This window comes from Enterobacter sp. D2, assembly GCF_034427575.1.
Classification (GTDB): domain Bacteria; phylum Pseudomonadota; class Gammaproteobacteria; order Enterobacterales; family Enterobacteriaceae; genus Enterobacter; species Enterobacter cloacae_M.
This window is the reverse complement of sequence record NZ_JAXQPP010000001.1, coordinates 1,971,633-1,988,110: the sequence shown is the minus strand read 5'-3', so window position 1 is coordinate 1,988,110 and position 16,478 is coordinate 1,971,633. Positions and strand designations below refer to the sequence as shown.

Genomic DNA, 16,478 nt, shown 5'->3' with positions numbered 1-16,478 from the left:
TTATGAAATTTGCACTTCTGGGTCGTCAGGCGCTGATGGGTGTTATGGCCGTTGCGCTGGTTGCGGGCATGAGCGTGAAAACGTTCGCCGCAGAAAACCTGCTGAATAAAGTAAAAGAGCGCGGTACGCTGCTGGTCGGGCTGGAAGGAACCTATCCTCCGTTCAGCTTCCAGGGCGATGACGGTAAGCTGACCGGTTTTGAAGTGGAGTTTGCTGAAGAACTGGCGAAGCACCTCGGCGTTAAAGCGTCACTGAAACCGACCAAATGGGACGGTATGCTGGCGTCGCTGGATTCCAAACGTATTGATGTGGTGATTAATCAGGTGACCATTTCTGACGAGCGTAAGAAGAAATATGACTTCTCTACGCCGTACACCGTGTCCGGTATTCAGGCGCTGGTGAAGAAAGGCAACGAAGGCGGAATTAAAACTGCCGCGGACCTGAAAGGGAAGAAAGTCGGTGTCGGTCTGGGTACCAACTACGAAGAGTGGCTGCGCCAGAACGTGCAGGGCGTGGATATCCGCACTTATGATGATGACCCTACGAAATACCAGGATCTGCGCGTGGGCCGTATCGACGCCATTCTGGTTGACCGCCTGGCCGCGCTGGATCTGGTGAAGAAAACCAACAATACCCTGGCGGTAGCGGGTGATGCGTTCTCTCGTCAGGAATCAGGCGTTGCCATTCGTAAAGGTAACGAAGACCTGGTCAAAGCGATTGATTCCGCGATTGCCGACATGCAAAAAGACGGCAGCCTGAAAGCGCTCTCCGAGAAGTGGTTCGGTGCAGACGTCACGAAATAAGTTTCTGCCGTAAAAAAAGGCGCTTTTAAAAGCGCCTTTTTTATTTCTTTCGCGTCTGCGTGCATAATGAAAAATATCACATTTTGTCAGAGTTACCGGAGAACCCATGTCACTACAGAATTTAACGCGCTTTCCCCGCCTGGAGTTCATCGGCGCGCCGACGCCGCTGGAGTACCTGCCGCGATTTTCTGATTATTTAGGGCGCGATATTTTTATTAAGCGTGATGACGTGACGCCGATGGCGATGGGGGGCAATAAGCTGCGCAAGCTGGAGTTTCTGGCGGCTGATGCACTGCGCGAAGGCGCGGATACGCTCATTACCGCCGGGGCTATCCAGTCCAACCACGTTCGTCAGACGGCGGCAGTGGCGGCAAAGCTCGGGCTCCACTGCGTGGCATTGCTGGAAAACCCGATTGGCACGCGGGCAGAAAACTATCTCACCAACGGCAACCGTCTGCTGCTGGACCTGTTTAACGTGCAGGTCGAAATGGTGGATGCGTTGACCGATCCGGCCGCCCAGCTCGACGAGCTGGCGACGCGTCTGGAAGCGCAGGGGTTCCGCCCCTACGTTGTCCCCGTCGGCGGTTCGAACGCGCTGGGCGCGCTGGGGTATGTGGAGAGTGCGCTGGAAATTGCGCAGCAGTGCGAAGGCGCGGTAAGCCTCTCCTCCGTGGTTGTCGCGTCCGGAAGCGCGGGCACGCATGCCGGGCTGTCGGTAGGGCTGGAACAACTGCTGCCGGACGTCGAGCTGATTGGCGTGACGGTGTCCCGCAGCGTCGCCGAGCAGAAGCCGAAAGTGGTCACCTTACAGCAGGCGGTAGCCGAGCAGCTGGAGCTGAAGGCCAGGGCCGACATTCTGCTCTGGGACGACTATTTTGCGCCGGGTTACGGCACGCCTAACGAAGAGGGCATGGAGGCGGTGAAGCTGCTGGCGCGCCTCGAGGGGATACTGCTCGATCCGGTCTATACCGGCAAAGCGATGGCCGGACTGATTGACGGCATTGCGCAGAAACGCTTTAAGGATGAAGGGCCGATTTTATTTGTCCATACCGGCGGGGCGCCTGCGCTGTTTGCCTACCATCCTCATGTCTAAAAATCAGGTCGAAAAATAATAATGCAAGAAAGTATTCAACTGGTTATTGATTCTCTGCCGTATCTGCTGAAAGGAGCGGTATTTACGTTACAGCTCAGTATCGGCGGGATGTTCTTCGGCCTGGTGCTGGGATTTGTGCTGGCATTAATGCGCATGTCACCCATCCTGCCGGTGCGCTGGCTGGCGCGCTTTTATATCTCCGTATTTCGCGGCACGCCGCTTATCGCCCAGCTCTTTATGATCTACTACGGCTTGCCGCAGTTTGGTATCGAGCTGGATCCGATCCCCGCAGCGATGATTGGTCTGTCGCTCAATACCGCGGCGTACACGTCAGAAACCCTGCGAGCGGCGATCTCCTCCATTGACAAAGGGCAGTGGGAGGCTGCTGCCAGTATCGGGATGACGCCATGGCAGACGCTGCGCAGAGCCATTCTGCCGCAGGCGGCCCGCGTGGCGCTTCCGCCACTCAGCAACAGCTTCATCAGTCTGGTGAAAGATACCTCCCTTGCGGCAACGATTCAGGTACCGGAACTGTTCCGTCAGGCGCAGCTCATTACTTCGCGCACGCTTGAAGTCTTTACCATGTATCTGGCCGCCTCGCTGATTTACTGGGTGATGGCGACGGTGCTTTCTGCTCTGCAAAACTACTTCGAAAACCAGCTTAACCGCCAGGAGCGTGATCCAAAATGAGTGCTATCGACGTCAAAAACCTGGTGAAAAAGTTCCACGGTCAAACGGTGCTCCACGGGATCGATCTTGAAGTAGAGCAGGGTGAAGTGGTGGCGATTATCGGACCGAGCGGTTCGGGAAAGACAACGCTGCTGCGCAGTATTAACCTGCTTGAACAGCCGGAAGGCGGCACGATTCGGGTTGGGGAGATAACGATTGATACCGGGAAATCCATCAGCCAGCAGAAAGGGTTAATTCGCCGCCTGCGCCAGCATGTCGGCTTTGTATTCCAGAACTTCAATCTCTTCCCTCACCGTACGGTTCTGGAGAACATTATTGAAGGGCCGGTGATTGTAAAAGGTGAATCGAAAGAGGAAGCGACGGTACGCGCGCGTGAACTGCTCGCTAAAGTCGGGCTGGCGGGGAAAGAGACCAGCTATCCACGCCGTCTGTCGGGAGGGCAGCAGCAGCGCGTAGCGATAGCGCGCGCGCTGGCGATGCGCCCTGATGTGATCCTTTTTGATGAACCGACCTCTGCGCTCGATCCGGAACTGGTGGGTGAGGTGCTGAACACCATTCGCCAGCTGGCGCAGGAGAAACGGACGATGGTGATCGTGACGCATGAGATGAGCTTTGCGCGCGATGTTGCTGACAGAGCCATTTTCATGGATCAGGGGCGGATTGTGGAGCAGGGGCCAGCGAAAAGCCTGTTCGCTAACCCTCAACAGCCGAGAACCCGTCAGTTCCTTGAAAAATTCCTTATGCAGTAGAATTTTTGCACTAATTTGCTCCGGAAAGTTAGGCTGGAGCAAATTATTCTCCCTTCGGGGGCAGTCGTTTGTTTTTTTATTCCATCCGGCCCGGATAAACCTTATCAATAGTAAAGTTAATTGTGCTAATGCCGATATTTTGTAGTTAGAAAAAAGTTTTATGTGTTAGGTTATATTCACCATAATAATGATTATCTTTTCAGAGGCTTCATTTAGTAAGTATGAAGGATTCAGACTTTTTCACCTGGCGACGGGATTGCTCCCTCCGGTTTCAGGAATTGACGAATACCGATGAGGTATATCGGGAGTTAGAGCGGCAAACTCAGGCGCTGGAATTCGATTATTACGCGCTCTGCGTGCGACATCCCGTGCCCTTTACGCGCCCTAAAATCTCTTTGCAGACCACTTATCCAAAGCCGTGGATGGCGCAATATCAATCCGCGAACTATTTCGCTATCGATCCTGTTTTAAAAGCGGAAAATTTCATCCAGGGTCATTTGCCCTGGACAGACGCATTATTTGCCGAGGCGCAGGAATTATGGCATAGCGCCCAGGACCACGGTTTACGCGCGGGAATAACGCAGTGCCTGATGCTGCCTAATCATGCGCTTGGCTTCCTGTCTGTTTCTCGTACTAGTGTACAGGAAGGGCCTTTTGCCCGTGAGGAAATAGAACTGAGGCTGCAAATGCTGGTGCAAATGGCCTTAACTTCTCTGATGCGTTTTGAAGATGGGATGGTTATGCCACCCGAAATGAAATTCAGCAAACGCGAGCGCGAAATTCTGAAATGGACTGCGGAAGGGAAGACGTCAGCGGAAATAGCGATCATTCTCTCTATCTCTGAGAATACCGTTAACTTCCATCAGAAAAATATGCAGAAGAAATTCAACGCGCCCAACAAAACCCAGATTGCGTGCTACGCGGCGGCAACGGGACTGATCTGACAGGATACTACGTTCTGCGTGACAGACGAACAAACGGCTGAATGCACTGCATCCAGCCGTTTTTTGTTACTGGCGGTAGGCTTGTTTGATTTGCTTAACGGTGTTAGCAAATACCGCAGATTCAGCCTGGTCTTCCATCTCCGCGATTTGTTTTTCCATTTTAATGATCACACGACCGGCATCCGCCTGGCCCATCGCCTGCAGCATCAGCGTCAGCAGTGCTTTCAGGCAGTTTACTTCCTGTGCCAGTTCCTGGTTATTCTCCGCAGTGGCAAATTCAGGTGTGCTCATTTATTTTCCTCATTATTTAACGGCGCTAAAGCGCGACGACGAAAGTCAAGGCGGCGGAGTATACCACAAGCTGAAGCAAAAAATGCAGCGGTTGTTTTTTGTACTTTTACGTGGATGTTTAATTGCGTAAACAGAACGTACCGGTAAACTGTACCTTCGTCAAAGGCTATTAATTGTTTATGCCCGGTTCGCTTGCCGTTAATTATTGTTACAAAAATTTGAGATCTGTTTTTTTGCAGGAAAAGCCTGCAAGTTTTTTGTAACTTTTTGAATACAGATGCTTAAAAAAAGCTGCAAAAGCCCTGAATGCATGGTCTCTCTTTCCACGGACTGTACAGCCTAATTTCCAAAAACGAGAGCAAAATCGAATAGCCGGTTTTTTAACGTTTTAATCTTGTGAGGAAAACCGTTAATATAAACCAAATTATCACTCAGTAGCGTTATCCCTATTCTGGAGACATTTCCTTTGATCAACGTCCTTCTTGTTGATGACCACGAACTGGTGCGCGCAGGGATACGACGCATTCTTGAAGATATTAAAGGTATTAAAGTTGCCGGTGAGGCGTGCTGCGGCGAAGATGCGGTAAAATGGTGCCGCACAAACTCGGCCGATGTGGTACTGATGGATATGAATATGCCCGGTATCGGTGGTCTTGAAGCAACACGCAAAATCGCGCGTACCTTTGTCGATACAAAAGTCATCATGCTGACCGTACATACCGAAAACCCACTGCCCGCGAAAGTGATGCAGGCGGGCGCAGCGGGCTACCTGAGTAAAGGTGCTGCGCCGCAGGAAGTCGTCAATGCAATCCGTTCCGTGTTTGCCGGACAGCGCTACATTGCTTCCGACATTGCCCAGCAGATGGCGCTGAGTCAGATAGAGCCCGAGAAAACAGAATCACCGTTTGCCAGTTTGTCCGAGCGTGAATTGCAGATTATGCTGATGATCACCAAAGGTCAGAAGGTGAATGAGATCTCGGAACAGCTGAATCTCAGCCCGAAAACGGTGAACAGCTATCGTTACCGGATGTTCAGTAAACTGAACATTCACGGCGACGTCGAACTGACGCACCTGGCCATCCGGCACGGTTTGTGTAATGCGGAGACGTTGTTAAGTCAGTGAGTGATGTGTTCGATTCAAAAGCATTTCTGAAAACCGTAACCAGCCAGCCTGGCGTCTATCGCATGTATGACGCTGGCGGTACGGTTATCTACGTGGGGAAGGCAAAAGATCTTAAAAAACGCCTCTCCAGCTATTTTCGCAGTAACCTGGCTTCCCGTAAGACCGAAGCGCTGGTCTCACTCATTCAGAATATTGATGTCACCGTCACGCACACCGAGACAGAAGCGCTGCTGCTTGAGCACAACTATATAAAGCTCTACCAGCCGCGCTATAACGTCCTGCTGCGTGATGATAAATCCTACCCGTTTATTTTTCTGAGCGGCGACACCCATCCGCGCCTCGCCATGCACCGCGGTGCAAAACACGCCAAGGGCGAATATTTCGGGCCGTTCCCTAACGGCTATGCCGTGCGAGAAACGCTGGCGCTGCTGCAAAAAATCTTCCCGATCCGCCAGTGTGAAAACAGCGTTTACCGTAACCGCTCGCGCCCGTGCCTGCAGTACCAGATTGGACGCTGCCTGGGGCCCTGCGTGGAAGGGCTGGTAAGTGAAGAAGAGTATGCCCAGCAGGTGGATTATGTGCGCCTGTTCTTAGCCGGAAAAGACGATCAGGTCTTAACGCAGCTGATCGCGCGCATGGAAAAAGCCAGCGCCGCACTCCAGTTCGAAGAGGCCGCGCGTATCCGCGACCAAATCCAGGCGGTGCGCAGAGTCACTGAGAAACAGTTTGTCTCGAATACCGGTGACGATCTCGACGTCATCGGCGTAGCCTTTGACGCCGGGATGGCCTGCGTGCACGTTCTGTTTATTCGCCAGGGCAAAGTGCTCGGCAGCCGCAGCTATTTCCCGAAAGTGCCCGGCGGTACCGAACTGGGTGAAGTGGTGGAAACCTTTGTCGGCCAGTTCTATCTGCAGGGAAGCCAGATGCGCACGCTGCCTTCTGAGATCCTGCTCGATTTTAATCTTGACGATAAAACCCTGCTGGCCGATTCGCTCTCTGAACTGGCGGGCCGTCGGGTCAATGTTCAAACAAAACCGCGCGGCGATCGTGCGCGTTATCTGAAGCTGGCACGCACCAACGCAGCGACGGCACTCACCACTAAGCTGTCGCAGCAGTCGACGGTGCACCAGCGCTTAGCGGCCCTGGCGGCGCTGCTGAAGCTTCCGGAAGTGAAACGGATGGAGTGTTTCGACATCAGTCACACGATGGGGGAACAGACGGTGGCGTCTTGCGTGGTGTTTGATGCGAATGGCCCACTGCGCGCCGAGTATCGCCGCTATAACATCACCGGGATCACGCCGGGCGATGACTATGCGGCCATGAATCAGGTGCTGCGTCGTCGCTATGGTAAAGCCATAGAAGAGAGCAAAATCCCGGATGTGATCCTGATTGACGGCGGGAAAGGGCAGCTCGGCCAGGCGAAAGCGGTATTTGAATCGCTTGATGTCAGCTGGGATAAAAACCATCCGCTGCTGCTGGGTGTCGCAAAAGGGGCCGATCGTAAGGCCGGTCTGGAGACATTGTTCTTCGAGCCGGAAGGTGAGGGCTTCAGCCTGCCGCCGGACTCCCCGGCGCTGCACGTCATCCAGCATATTCGCGATGAATCACACGATCATGCCATCAGCGGTCACCGCAAAAAACGGGCGAAGGTGAAAAACACCAGTAGCCTGGAAACGATTGAAGGCGTGGGGCCAAAACGTCGCCAGATGCTGCTGAAATATATGGGCGGATTGCAAGGATTACTCAACGCCAGCATGGAGGAAATTGCAAAAGTGCCGGGTATTTCGCAAGGGCTGGCAGAAAAGATCTACTACTCGTTGAAACATTGAGGGCTCTGTAGCAACATAGAGCTAAATTTTACTGACAACAAATAGTTACCGTCACTATGCAATATAATATCCCTACGTTGCTCACTCTCTTCCGTGTCGTACTCATCCCGTTCTTTGTACTGGCATTTTACCTGCCGGTTGTCTGGGCACCCTTCGCCTGCGCGTTGATCTTCCTTATCGCAGCGGTAACAGACTGGTTTGATGGCTACCTGGCGCGCCGCTGGAATCAAAGCACCCGTTTCGGCGCCTTCCTCGATCCGGTGGCGGACAAAGTGATGGTCGCGATCGCCATGGTGCTGGTGGCCGAGCACTATCACACCTGGTGGGTGACGCTGCCTGCGGCAACCATGATCGGCCGCGAGATCATTATCTCTGCGCTGCGCGAGTGGATGGCGGAACTGGGCAAACGCAGCAGCGTGGCGGTCTCGTGGATTGGTAAAGTCAAAACGACGGCGCAGATGGCGGCGCTGGTCTGGATGCTCTGGCGTCCGAACGCCTGGGTTGAATGGGCGGGAATTGGTCTGCTGTGGGTGGCGGCAGTGCTGACGCTGTGGTCCATGCTGCAATATTTGAACGCTGCGCGCGGGGATTTGCTTGATCAGTGATCGTTTCGCCGTAATTTTCAGCAAACGATCCGGGGATGCAAAAAATAACGTTGACTCATAACGTCATATCAGTAGAATGCAACGCATCGAACGGCGGCACAGTCAGCCGGACGATAATGAAATCAAGTGGTTAGATGTTTACTTGATGTTCTGCGGGAATAGCTCAGTTGGTAGAGCACGACCTTGCCAAGGTCGGGGTCGCGAGTTCGAGTCTCGTTTCCCGCTCCAGATTAAAGACATGCGCAGTAGCGGGTGTCACTTTAAAAAGTTTTACGGCGCGTTAGCAAAGCGGTTATGTAGCGGATTGCAAATCCGTCTAGTCCGGTTCGACTCCGGAACGCGCCTCCACTTTCTTCCCGAGCCCGGATGGTGGAATCGGTAGACACAAGGGATTTAAAATCCCTCGGCGTTCGCGCTGTGCGGGTTCAAGTCCCGCTCCGGGTACCATGGGAAAGACAAGAATAATCAAAGCAATAAGCAGTGTCGTGAAACCACCTACGGGTGGTTTTTTTGTGCCTGAAATTCACGCCCTGTGCATATCCTGTGCTCACGGGGTGCAATGAGCCGCAATCTCCAGCCTGGCAATGCCGAATCGAACGTGTCGCCTCCAGCATAGAGAACCAGGCCGCTTTGCCTGTTTTCCGGTACTCTTCCGGGAAGGGTGGCCTGCTGAGCAAGTTGTAATGCTCTAGCCGCCCTTAGTACAAAGTTGCTTAATTCGTGCAATCACCTCATCTCTGTACTTCTGGTGTCCGCGCATAGCCCTTGGATGGGCAATTCTGAAACAGATTGTATTACCTGTTTTGAACTCCCACAGCTTCCCCGGAATGACTGAAGAAGTCTCATAACCGCCCAGCTCAGTAAGCACCTGTTTAATGATGTAGTCTGTTCTCCGGGCTCCGGATGCAAAGATCATGAAATCAGGCTCAAGGTGTTTAATTTGTACCGCCAGCAGCTTCAGCGAGGCTAATATGACTTCCTGCACTTCATTTTGAGGGCGATTGAGAGGGGTCAGTCCGTCGTAATCCCACGCCAGTAGATTGGCATACACGATAGCCTGAGGAGGAATATTAAGCTCCCGGGCCAGCCTGAAATGATATTGCGTGAAGCGGCTACGTGATTTGAGGTTGGTGGTGCCATAATTTTGTACCGGAAGATGTTTCCTGTAACGATCTACAGCTTCTTCAACCACCTGCCCGATGGTGACGTCAGGCATAAGTCCCAACACCCGTGATATCGTATTCTTACCATTCAGCGTATTCCAGCCAGCGGTTTCACGTCCAACCAGCATGATTTTTACCGGTGAATGCCAGTATTCTTCAAACGGCACGGGTAAAAAGACGCCTGAGTATTTATCTTCATTCAGGTTAAATGACTGGGCGTCAACTTCCTGTAATATCCGTTTGTACGCGTCTAATAGCCTTTCCATTCTTCAATCCTGCCCCGTAATAAAAACACCTTCAGATATATATTATTTTCATGATATCAATCAGATATATGAGGATAAATATGCAAAAATCCTTCCGATTCACCAATTCATCCATCAAAGCCCTTCCGGCAAACACAGATACCCGATCTACAGAGCTTGAGGTATCTGATACCGAGGTCATTGGCCTCAAATGCCTCTCAGGTCGAACGGGTAACAAACGTTTCCTCCTGCGCTACACATTCCACGGTACCAAAAAAAGTATCAGTATTGGCAGATTCCCTGAAATTGATGTGGGGACAGCCCGTCAGATAGCCCGTCGTCACAAGGAGGCGATTGCACTGGGAAATGACCCTAAGGCAGAACGCGATAATTATCGTGCTATGCCAACGCTTAGTGAGTTTTTTCACCAGACCTATGTTCCGTTCATCAAGCGCCATAAAAAGTCCTGGGATAAGGATGTTCAGCGTTTCACGCAATACATTGAACCTCGTCTGGGGAAGATACGTTACTGTGACCTTCGGGCCCGGGAAATCCAGCAGGTGCTTTTCGACATGCTTGAGGGTCGTATTCACGGCCAGCAGTATGCACCGTCTACCTGTAACAGGGCACTGGCTATTCTGAAAACTATGGGGCGTTATGCGCTACGACAGGATGTCTTAGAGAAGAATGAAGCCGATAAGATCCCTTTGCTGAAGGAGAATAATCAGCGGACGCGCTTTTTTGACGCTGATGAGATCAGAAGGATCCTTGATGCTGCGTCTCGATACCCCAATAAAGCTGCCGGGGGACTGATCGCTATGCTGCTGTTAACCGGCACCCGCAAATCAGAAATGCTTAACGTCATGCAGAAACACATTGATCGAGATAACAGGTCGTTATTCATTCCTTATACTAAGAATGGTCGCAGCAGAACTGTGTATCTCAGTGATGTTGCATTATCCATTATTGATTCGATCCCACGGGCTGGCAGCAACCCCTATCTGTTTGCCGTAAAAGATAATGGAAAACCAATATCAGAACCCCGGTGGGCCTATGAAAAAATACTGGCAGAGTGCGGGATAGATAAAAGTGAAGTCTGTTTCCACACTACGCGCCATTCCGTCGCATCATTACTTGTCTCCAGCGGACAGTACAGTCTGTATGACGTTAAAGCCCAGCTTGCGCATGCCAGTATTCAGAGTACGGAGCGCTACGCAAAACTGACACCAGAGCGAATGCGTCAGACCGGGCAGGGTGTTACCGACCTTCTTTTACCCCCCGTAGCTACCAGTAAAGAACAGTGATTTTTGCATCTCTTAAACGTGGAGAATGATTATGCCGTTAAAGTGCCCTAAGTGCGGTAGTCGGAATACAGTCACAGAAACTGCCGGAAATATAGCAAAGGTGACTCGCGATGACCGGTTTCTGACATCGACATCCGGTTATATTAGCCTGGAGCAATTACCAGAATTGCTTAAAGAAATCATCAGGGCGATACAGCGTCTATTTGGATTCCTTGAACAGCGTGAAATGAATAATGCGCCAGTGCTTATCTGCAAGGATTGTGGATATTATGAAAGAATATAGATGACCACTGAAGGCAATTCCAGATTCTTTACCCTGTCTATGTAACCCCGATACTTAAAACGTATCGGGTTTTTTGTTTATGAGGATTATTCAATGAAATTTATCTCGAACTGGCAAGACCTGCCGTCGCTCCTTCTTCCCGATTCAGTTATGTCTGTCTTGAGAAAAGAACTGATACTTCCATTTGATGATGAACTTTCCGCAATGAATTTTTGGGGCGAGGTGGGTGTAACATTAATGTACATTGAACCCGGTGATGTTCCCGAAGATATTAAACGACACGTACTGGATGTAATTCATCATTTAATTGCAAACCCTGAGTTCGTGGTCCATCTGACAGATGAATATTACTTGATGCTATCAATTACAGAAGATAATGGAAATGGTATTTATCTGTTGTTTCATCCCAATTGTCCTCTGGGCGGGATTGATAAATTAATGTCTATGGCGGAATCCCGTCTGTAAATCAGATTAAAATCAGGAGATGAAAATGAGAAAATCAAAGTCAGGAAAAAATAATAATGAATACGAGGAGCTGGAGTTAAATAATGATTTAAGTGATATTGAAAAAGGTATCACTGAAAACGGGCAAATATTACCTGAAGAGAGTTATAAGCTGCTCATTGAATCAGGACAGGCGGAAAAAATCAGCCCTAAAGCCAGTGGCATGCTGACATGGCAACTGGCAATGTCTGAAAAAGATAATGATCTCTATCTGCGCCTCCTGGCAAATGGCAGCGGCGGATTGTTTTCTAAAGACTGGATCCCTCTTTCTAAGATTGAAAGTGTGCTCGAAGTACAACCGACAACGGGCTTCAAATCTGGTGTATTCAGAACCCTTTTTAAAGGGGCAAGTGCCAATAATGCCGGTTTCCTGGCCGCTGTTTTACGCTCACCGGATATATGTCTGCTTGAGGCGCACCCTGAGAAGTTGTTTACGCATGTTTTATATGCTGACTGGCGGGCGCGTCTTAAAACACTCAGTAAGGTTGGCGATTGAGAAAGGATTGCGAAGAATTAATTCTTTACCAGAACTGTTATACAACCAGAAACTACTACACATCTCTACTCACCTTTTACAGGAAAATCTATTATGCAAACACAGTATGCCCTAAAACAGGCAGGATTAACGCTGCCTGTCACCAAATTATTTCAGCAGCACATCGCTACGCTTCTGGCAGAACAATCTCAGCAAACATCGGTCAGGGCTGTGGTCATGAATTTTCGTGATCCGGACTACAGTGCAGAATACGGCGGATTTCATCCGGTTGAAATGCGGTTCATCCGTCAGGATAACGAATGGTATTTCGATTATGTCACAGACTTTAGTTACATGGGACGAGTTTACCCGGAACTGGAAAAGGAAATAGATTTTTGCTGGTCGGGTCATTACGTCTTCCATTATCTGTTTGGAGATATTTCATTGGTATCTGAGAAGAATGAACTCTGGTCCCTGTGGGAGCGTAATTTTATGGAATATCTCTCTATGGGGATTTACCGAGTAACGGTAACTGTGGAAAGTTGTTGACCCGTTATGAACAGGAAGAAAGCGGGCGGCTTTGTAATCTACTGCATGTGGCGTGCATCACAGCATGGAGATGATGTCTCTTTTTCCTGGCTGTTCGCATAAACAAGTGCAGACACGGGGGATCTCAGATCCCTCGTGGTTTAGCCCTAAATGGCGCATTCATCAGTGACATGGTGATAACGATTACTCTATTACCCCAACGGCAGTTTTACACCGCATAAAGAATATCGAAATTACAGCATGTTAGGTGATGAATTGTCCGATGGATTGTTAAAACGAAACCATAAAGGTACCCATGATGCGTCAGTCACGAGGCGAGAAGATCGCTGAAAGACTGGGGTGGATATTGCTCCAGCTCTATACCGGTAATTCTCTGTCGGTTAATGATATTTGCCAGCAGTTTTCGGTTTCCCGTCGGACAGGGCGACGTGACTTATTGAGGGTTGAAACAGTAACTGAAACAGTTTCTCCCGGGAAAGTGAAGTTGGCTCCCCTGATAAGAGATCGAGTCAGGCAAGGAATATGCAAATAATTTTCTCTACATGGACATAACCTGTCCTCGCATTGCATTAGGCTCTGAAATGAACCAAATAAATCCCATTAATTAAGGATGTAGGATGAAAAGAAAAATAATTGTGGCTATGTTGTTCACAGGTTTTCTGTCACAGGCGCATGCCGGGCTTGTTCAGGTAAATAATCGTGTGGCCTGTTATCTTGTGATGGACAATACAAACAGGCAACTCATGCAGTCAGATAAAAAACTTACAGCTGAAATTTATGAATATTTGGGAGGAGAGCTACAGCGTTATGGCGTTGACGAAGAGTCGATTAATGAAAATACCATAGCGCTGGAGAATGATCTGCCTCGGGCATACCAGCAGGCAGCGTTTGCAGATAAGTGTGTAGCATTCTACCAAACCCCATCAAACAGAAAGTAGCCAGAACAGATAACTTCGCGCACCTAAGTGGATAATCATGATATGAAAAATATAATTACGGGAAGTCTTGTGGCCATTATACCTGTCACCTCAATAGCCGCTTCTGTTTCGCTTGATACAGCAGGACGTTGTTATGAAGCAACCCGCCAGTCAACCCAAATGGCGATGTTACTGGATCCAAATGCAGCGGAATACAAAAATCTCAACAGCAATGCCAAAGAGCTATTTGGAACGCTCTCCGGTGGCGTAGGTTAAAAAGACTCAAAGAAAGTTCGGGATGCTTGGAAGGCCATTCTTGATAATGCCGGAATGGAAGGCAGTATGACTAAATCTGATGGGTATAGGGAAGTAAACAGATATCCGCAGGACGTCATTATGCAGGAGGCTAATAAATGTGTCCGTCTTGCAATTAAAGCAGGGATTGTAAAATTCTGATGAATAACGAGGTGTAAACAATTCGGGAGCAGCTGCTCCCGTTACTTTTTTTAGCGATGTTAGTCAAAGATCCAGTTCCAGGCTTTTTTCAATCCACTGACTACAGCTTTTTTGGCAGCTTTCACCACCACGCGCAAAGGCGCTGGCAGGGTATTATCAATAATATCATCAAGAACGCGATCAACGGTATCACCAAATCCTTCCGTTGCCTCTTCTGTAACTGTACGGGTTTTGTGCTCGTCTCTCACCTGAGAAGCGACGCCGCTTTGAGCGTGCTTTGGGAGCGCACGAACCATTGCCTCCACCAAATGGGTCACATTGTATCCCTCACTGGCGGCGACAGCGATCACCGGATGGTCAGTAAACCCAAATCGCTGTGTGATATATGCTTCTTTATCGAGGATATTTTGCATCTGGGATGGAGAAGGCCGGGCGTTGACAACATCCCACTCACGGAATGGCTCAATTTTGTCGACCTGATTAAGCACAAACAGTGTTTTAGCCTCACCGCCAGCAGGGGCCAGCACATTTTTGTAGAAATGTTCATCCGCAGAAAAGGCGCGATCATCGCCTTTAATCACCCAGAGAACCAGATCCAGCTGTGGTAACAGATCACGATAAAGTTGTTCATATTCAGCGTCACGCTCAGCATTTTCGCCCACACCCGGAATATCAATCAACCGCACTGAGCGTTTGCCAAACTGGATGCGCATTTCCTGCGTTTCACGGGTACAGGCGGCCACATCGCTGACTGCACAAATATCACCCTTAAAAATCGCATTACATAAGCTGGACTTCCCGGCTCCGGTCTTTCCCATAATGCCAATGACCGGCTCATAACTGATAACGTCATTGATGCGTCGGGCAATACTGTCCCTGATATTTTCAGGTAATATTTCAAGAGCATCCTTCACAGGATTTCGATTTTTAGTTTCTGTATTATTCATCTTGAGCACCATTCTCCATTCTCGCTTTAATTAACGCACACTCGTAATAAGAAATAATTACTTTTAGCAAGGCATTCACTTTTTCCAGATCACGGGGTGCCGCGTAACCGACGATCCCTTTTTTCATAGGGCTGAAGCGTTCCTTGCGGGAAAGGTTCATTGCGGCCAGTTGATCATCAATACCGTGCATTAACAAATGACCGTTTTCACCAGCACTGAAGTGATTGCAAATCATCTCGGCATGCCTGAGTAGGTTTTCGGGAACTACATTGAATGGCGCGTCAAGCCAGGCTTTAAGATGCGCATTCTGTTCATTATCGTTGGCGTCAAGAAGACCGCTGAGTAAGTCCGTTGCTATGTTTTCGAAAAAATTCTCGAGCGCTTTTTCATCTTTATTCATTAGAGGTATCTCCGGTTGATTCCGTACTTTCATTCTGCTCGTATCGTTTCAGGGCAAGGCGTATGTCTTGCGTAACCTGATTACGAATCGATGCTGGTTTTAGAACTTCAACCTCGGGCATCCAGTATTTGATGAGAGGGATAATTTGGCCGAAGTGAGCCACCCGTGAAATCACGAGCAAATCACCGCTTGCGGAAGTGTGAATAATTTCCTGACCCGGCAACAGCGCGCGGCGCAAGAACCACGGGGCTACACGTGCAGAAACTGACATCAGTACTTCAGTAAGCTCTGCGCCATACCAGATACTTTCCGCATTCTCGATTTGCAGATGAATTTCCGGCGACATGGCAAATGACATGTTACTGGGGAGAACCTGTTTCATCGCTGAAATAACGAAACTTTTCAGCACTCCTCCCTCAATGGCAGCGAGATACCAGATCCCTCTGTCACTGACGAGACGATAGGGTTCAATGGCGCTGTAACTTTTCGCTTTATACATAAAGCTTATTTTTTTGCTGCCGCGAATCGCGTCTGACAATGTATTCAACGTAGACATAAAAACCCCACAATTTTCGTAGGGACGCTGTTTGATCAGAAACGGATTATTTTCGGCATTGCCCAGCAATATGCCTAACAGGCGGTCATCCCAGCGTGGAAATAACCCTTCAATACCCAGAATACGCGTAAAGCGGCGCAAGTCCGTATTGCTGCGCTGTCCCAGAACGCCAACGGGAAGGTGATATTTCTTACCACTGCGAAGAAGGTTGAGATAAGCCAGCCGCTGCGTAAGGTCACGCCGGATGGTCTTATCACAGACATTAAACTCTTCAGCGAGCCCACTCACCGTGACCGATTCACCGTTGTTAAGGCGAGTCAGTATCAATCCAAGGCGATACCCAAGTTTGTCATGCTTATCCATTCAGGCATCCAATTTATTGAAGCTGGAAGGATATTTTCAGCAGGGTGGTGGACAGGATGAGTCCAGGCTGAAGCAGGATTTCTAAAAAATAAAAACCATAAAATTCAGTGATATATTTTCATCATGTTTTTTGTGGACTCATGCTGTCCATATTGCGGTGGTTGCGGGAAGCAGCTTTATTACCGGTGC

At 49.6% G+C, this 16,478-nt stretch carries 20 protein-coding genes and 3 tRNA genes; 18 read left to right on the top strand and 5 right to left on the bottom strand.

Going from position 1 to position 16,478, the window contains the following annotated elements; translation table 11 throughout:
- The first annotated feature begins 2 nt into the window (after positions 1 to 2).
- The 5 genes from tcyJ to sdiA all read left to right on the top strand — a co-directional run bounded on the left by tcyJ (position 3) and on the right by sdiA (position 4,279).
- Positions 3 to 803 carry a cystine ABC transporter substrate-binding protein gene (tcyJ, locus tag SPG90_RS09560; protein ID WP_047173112.1) on the top strand — a complete coding sequence of 267 codons (801 nt, stop codon included), beginning with the start codon at positions 3 to 5 and terminating at the stop codon, positions 801 to 803.
- A 106-nt stretch (positions 804 to 909) separates the two neighbouring features.
- Complete coding sequence (gene dcyD, locus SPG90_RS09555; RefSeq protein WP_322408102.1) at positions 910 to 1,896, top strand: D-cysteine desulfhydrase; 987 nt, start codon at positions 910 to 912, stop codon at positions 1,894 to 1,896.
- Positions 1,897 to 1,917: 21 nt separating this feature from the next.
- Positions 1,918 to 2,586 (top strand): cystine ABC transporter permease, encoded by a 669-nt coding sequence (gene tcyL, locus SPG90_RS09550; protein WP_014884380.1) that lies wholly within the window; start codon positions 1,918 to 1,920, stop codon positions 2,584 to 2,586.
- The gene (tcyN, locus tag SPG90_RS09545; protein ID WP_063408388.1) at positions 2,583 to 3,335 is read left to right on the top strand and encodes an L-cystine ABC transporter ATP-binding protein TcyN; all 753 of its coding nucleotides are present in this window, start codon (positions 2,583 to 2,585) and stop codon (positions 3,333 to 3,335) included. Before tcyL ends, tcyN begins: the two co-directional genes overlap by 4 nt.
- 221 nt (positions 3,336 to 3,556) lie before the next feature.
- Positions 3,557 to 4,279 carry a transcriptional regulator SdiA gene (sdiA, locus tag SPG90_RS09540; protein WP_045356857.1) on the top strand — a complete coding sequence of 241 codons (723 nt, stop codon included), beginning with the start codon at positions 3,557 to 3,559 and terminating at the stop codon, positions 4,277 to 4,279.
- Between the two features lie 66 nt (positions 4,280 to 4,345).
- On the opposite strand, the gene SPG90_RS09535 is transcribed toward sdiA, so the two are convergent.
- Positions 4,346 to 4,570, bottom strand: coding sequence for a DUF2594 family protein (locus SPG90_RS09535; RefSeq protein WP_008500345.1), 225 nt, complete (start codon positions 4,568 to 4,570; stop codon positions 4,346 to 4,348).
- A 466-nt stretch (positions 4,571 to 5,036) separates the two neighbouring features.
- On the opposite strand from SPG90_RS09535, the gene uvrY reads away from it, so the two are divergent.
- The 6 genes from uvrY (at position 5,037) to SPG90_RS09505 (ending at position 8,574) form a co-directional block, all read left to right on the top strand.
- A complete protein-coding gene (gene uvrY / locus SPG90_RS09530) occupies positions 5,037 to 5,693 on the top strand; it encodes a UvrY/SirA/GacA family response regulator transcription factor (protein ID WP_013096026.1) in 657 nt (218 codons plus the stop codon).
- Entirely contained in the window at positions 5,690 to 7,522 is a 1,833-nt protein-coding gene (gene uvrC, locus SPG90_RS09525) for an excinuclease ABC subunit UvrC (RefSeq protein WP_126303815.1), read from the top strand. The genes uvrY and uvrC overlap by 4 nt, the downstream gene beginning before the upstream one ends.
- Positions 7,523 to 7,578: 56 nt before the next feature.
- Positions 7,579 to 8,127 carry a CDP-diacylglycerol--glycerol-3-phosphate 3-phosphatidyltransferase gene (gene pgsA, locus SPG90_RS09520; protein ID WP_008500348.1) on the top strand — a complete coding sequence of 183 codons (549 nt, stop codon included), beginning with the start codon at positions 7,579 to 7,581 and terminating at the stop codon, positions 8,125 to 8,127.
- A gap of 152 nt (positions 8,128 to 8,279) precedes the next feature.
- Positions 8,280 to 8,355, top strand: a tRNA-Gly gene (locus tag SPG90_RS09515).
- Between the two features lie 46 nt (positions 8,356 to 8,401).
- Positions 8,402 to 8,475: transfer RNA gene (locus SPG90_RS09510), tRNA-Cys, on the top strand.
- Between the two features lie 12 nt (positions 8,476 to 8,487).
- Positions 8,488 to 8,574, top strand: a tRNA-Leu gene (locus tag SPG90_RS09505).
- Between the two features lie 241 nt (positions 8,575 to 8,815).
- Here the strand turns inward: SPG90_RS09505 and SPG90_RS09500 are convergent.
- Complete coding sequence (locus SPG90_RS09500; protein WP_154999906.1) at positions 8,816 to 9,556, bottom strand: hypothetical protein; 741 nt, start codon at positions 9,554 to 9,556, stop codon at positions 8,816 to 8,818.
- Positions 9,557 to 9,636: 80 nt separating this feature from the next.
- Between SPG90_RS09500 and SPG90_RS09495 the strand changes: the two genes are divergently transcribed.
- From SPG90_RS09495 to SPG90_RS09470, 7 genes are all read left to right on the top strand, one after another.
- Complete coding sequence (locus SPG90_RS09495) at positions 9,637 to 10,839, top strand: site-specific integrase (RefSeq protein WP_001172376.1); 1,203 nt, start codon at positions 9,637 to 9,639, stop codon at positions 10,837 to 10,839.
- Positions 10,840 to 11,215: 376 nt separating this feature from the next.
- Positions 11,216 to 11,587, top strand: coding sequence for a hypothetical protein (locus SPG90_RS09490; protein ID WP_225622112.1), 372 nt, complete (start codon positions 11,216 to 11,218; stop codon positions 11,585 to 11,587).
- Positions 11,588 to 11,612: 25 nt separating this feature from the next.
- Positions 11,613 to 12,122, top strand: a complete 510-nt coding sequence (locus SPG90_RS09485) for a hypothetical protein (protein WP_322408101.1) — start codon at positions 11,613 to 11,615, stop codon at positions 12,120 to 12,122.
- Between the two features lie 93 nt (positions 12,123 to 12,215).
- Complete coding sequence (locus SPG90_RS09480; protein WP_322408100.1) at positions 12,216 to 12,650, top strand: DUF2787 family protein; 435 nt, start codon at positions 12,216 to 12,218, stop codon at positions 12,648 to 12,650.
- A 295-nt stretch (positions 12,651 to 12,945) separates the two neighbouring features.
- Positions 12,946 to 13,182 carry a DeoR family transcriptional regulator gene (locus tag SPG90_RS22375; RefSeq protein WP_077252932.1) on the top strand — a complete coding sequence of 79 codons (237 nt, stop codon included), beginning with the start codon at positions 12,946 to 12,948 and terminating at the stop codon, positions 13,180 to 13,182.
- Between the two features lie 85 nt (positions 13,183 to 13,267).
- Positions 13,268 to 13,588 carry a hypothetical protein gene (locus SPG90_RS09475; protein WP_097428801.1) on the top strand — a complete coding sequence of 107 codons (321 nt, stop codon included), beginning with the start codon at positions 13,268 to 13,270 and terminating at the stop codon, positions 13,586 to 13,588.
- Between the two features lie 42 nt (positions 13,589 to 13,630).
- Positions 13,631 to 13,843, top strand: coding sequence for a hypothetical protein (locus SPG90_RS09470; protein ID WP_322408099.1), 213 nt, complete (start codon positions 13,631 to 13,633; stop codon positions 13,841 to 13,843).
- Positions 13,844 to 14,082: 239 nt separating this feature from the next.
- On the opposite strand, the gene SPG90_RS09465 is transcribed toward SPG90_RS09470, so the two are convergent.
- Genes SPG90_RS09465 through SPG90_RS09455 form a run of 3 tightly spaced genes read right to left on the bottom strand, consistent with a single transcriptional unit; the run spans position 14,083 to position 16,289 of the window.
- Positions 14,083 to 14,970 (bottom strand): GTPase family protein, encoded by an 888-nt coding sequence (locus SPG90_RS09465; protein WP_181595582.1) that lies wholly within the window; start codon positions 14,968 to 14,970, stop codon positions 14,083 to 14,085.
- The gene (locus tag SPG90_RS09460) at positions 14,963 to 15,370 is read right to left on the bottom strand and encodes a hypothetical protein (RefSeq protein WP_021536926.1); all 408 of its coding nucleotides are present in this window, start codon (positions 15,368 to 15,370) and stop codon (positions 14,963 to 14,965) included. The genes SPG90_RS09465 and SPG90_RS09460 overlap by 8 nt, the downstream gene beginning before the upstream one ends.
- Positions 15,363 to 16,289 (bottom strand): helix-turn-helix transcriptional regulator, encoded by a 927-nt coding sequence (locus SPG90_RS09455; protein ID WP_023314385.1) that lies wholly within the window; start codon positions 16,287 to 16,289, stop codon positions 15,363 to 15,365. Before SPG90_RS09455 ends, SPG90_RS09460 begins: the two co-directional genes overlap by 8 nt.
- Between the last annotated feature and the right edge of the window lie 189 nt (positions 16,290 to 16,478).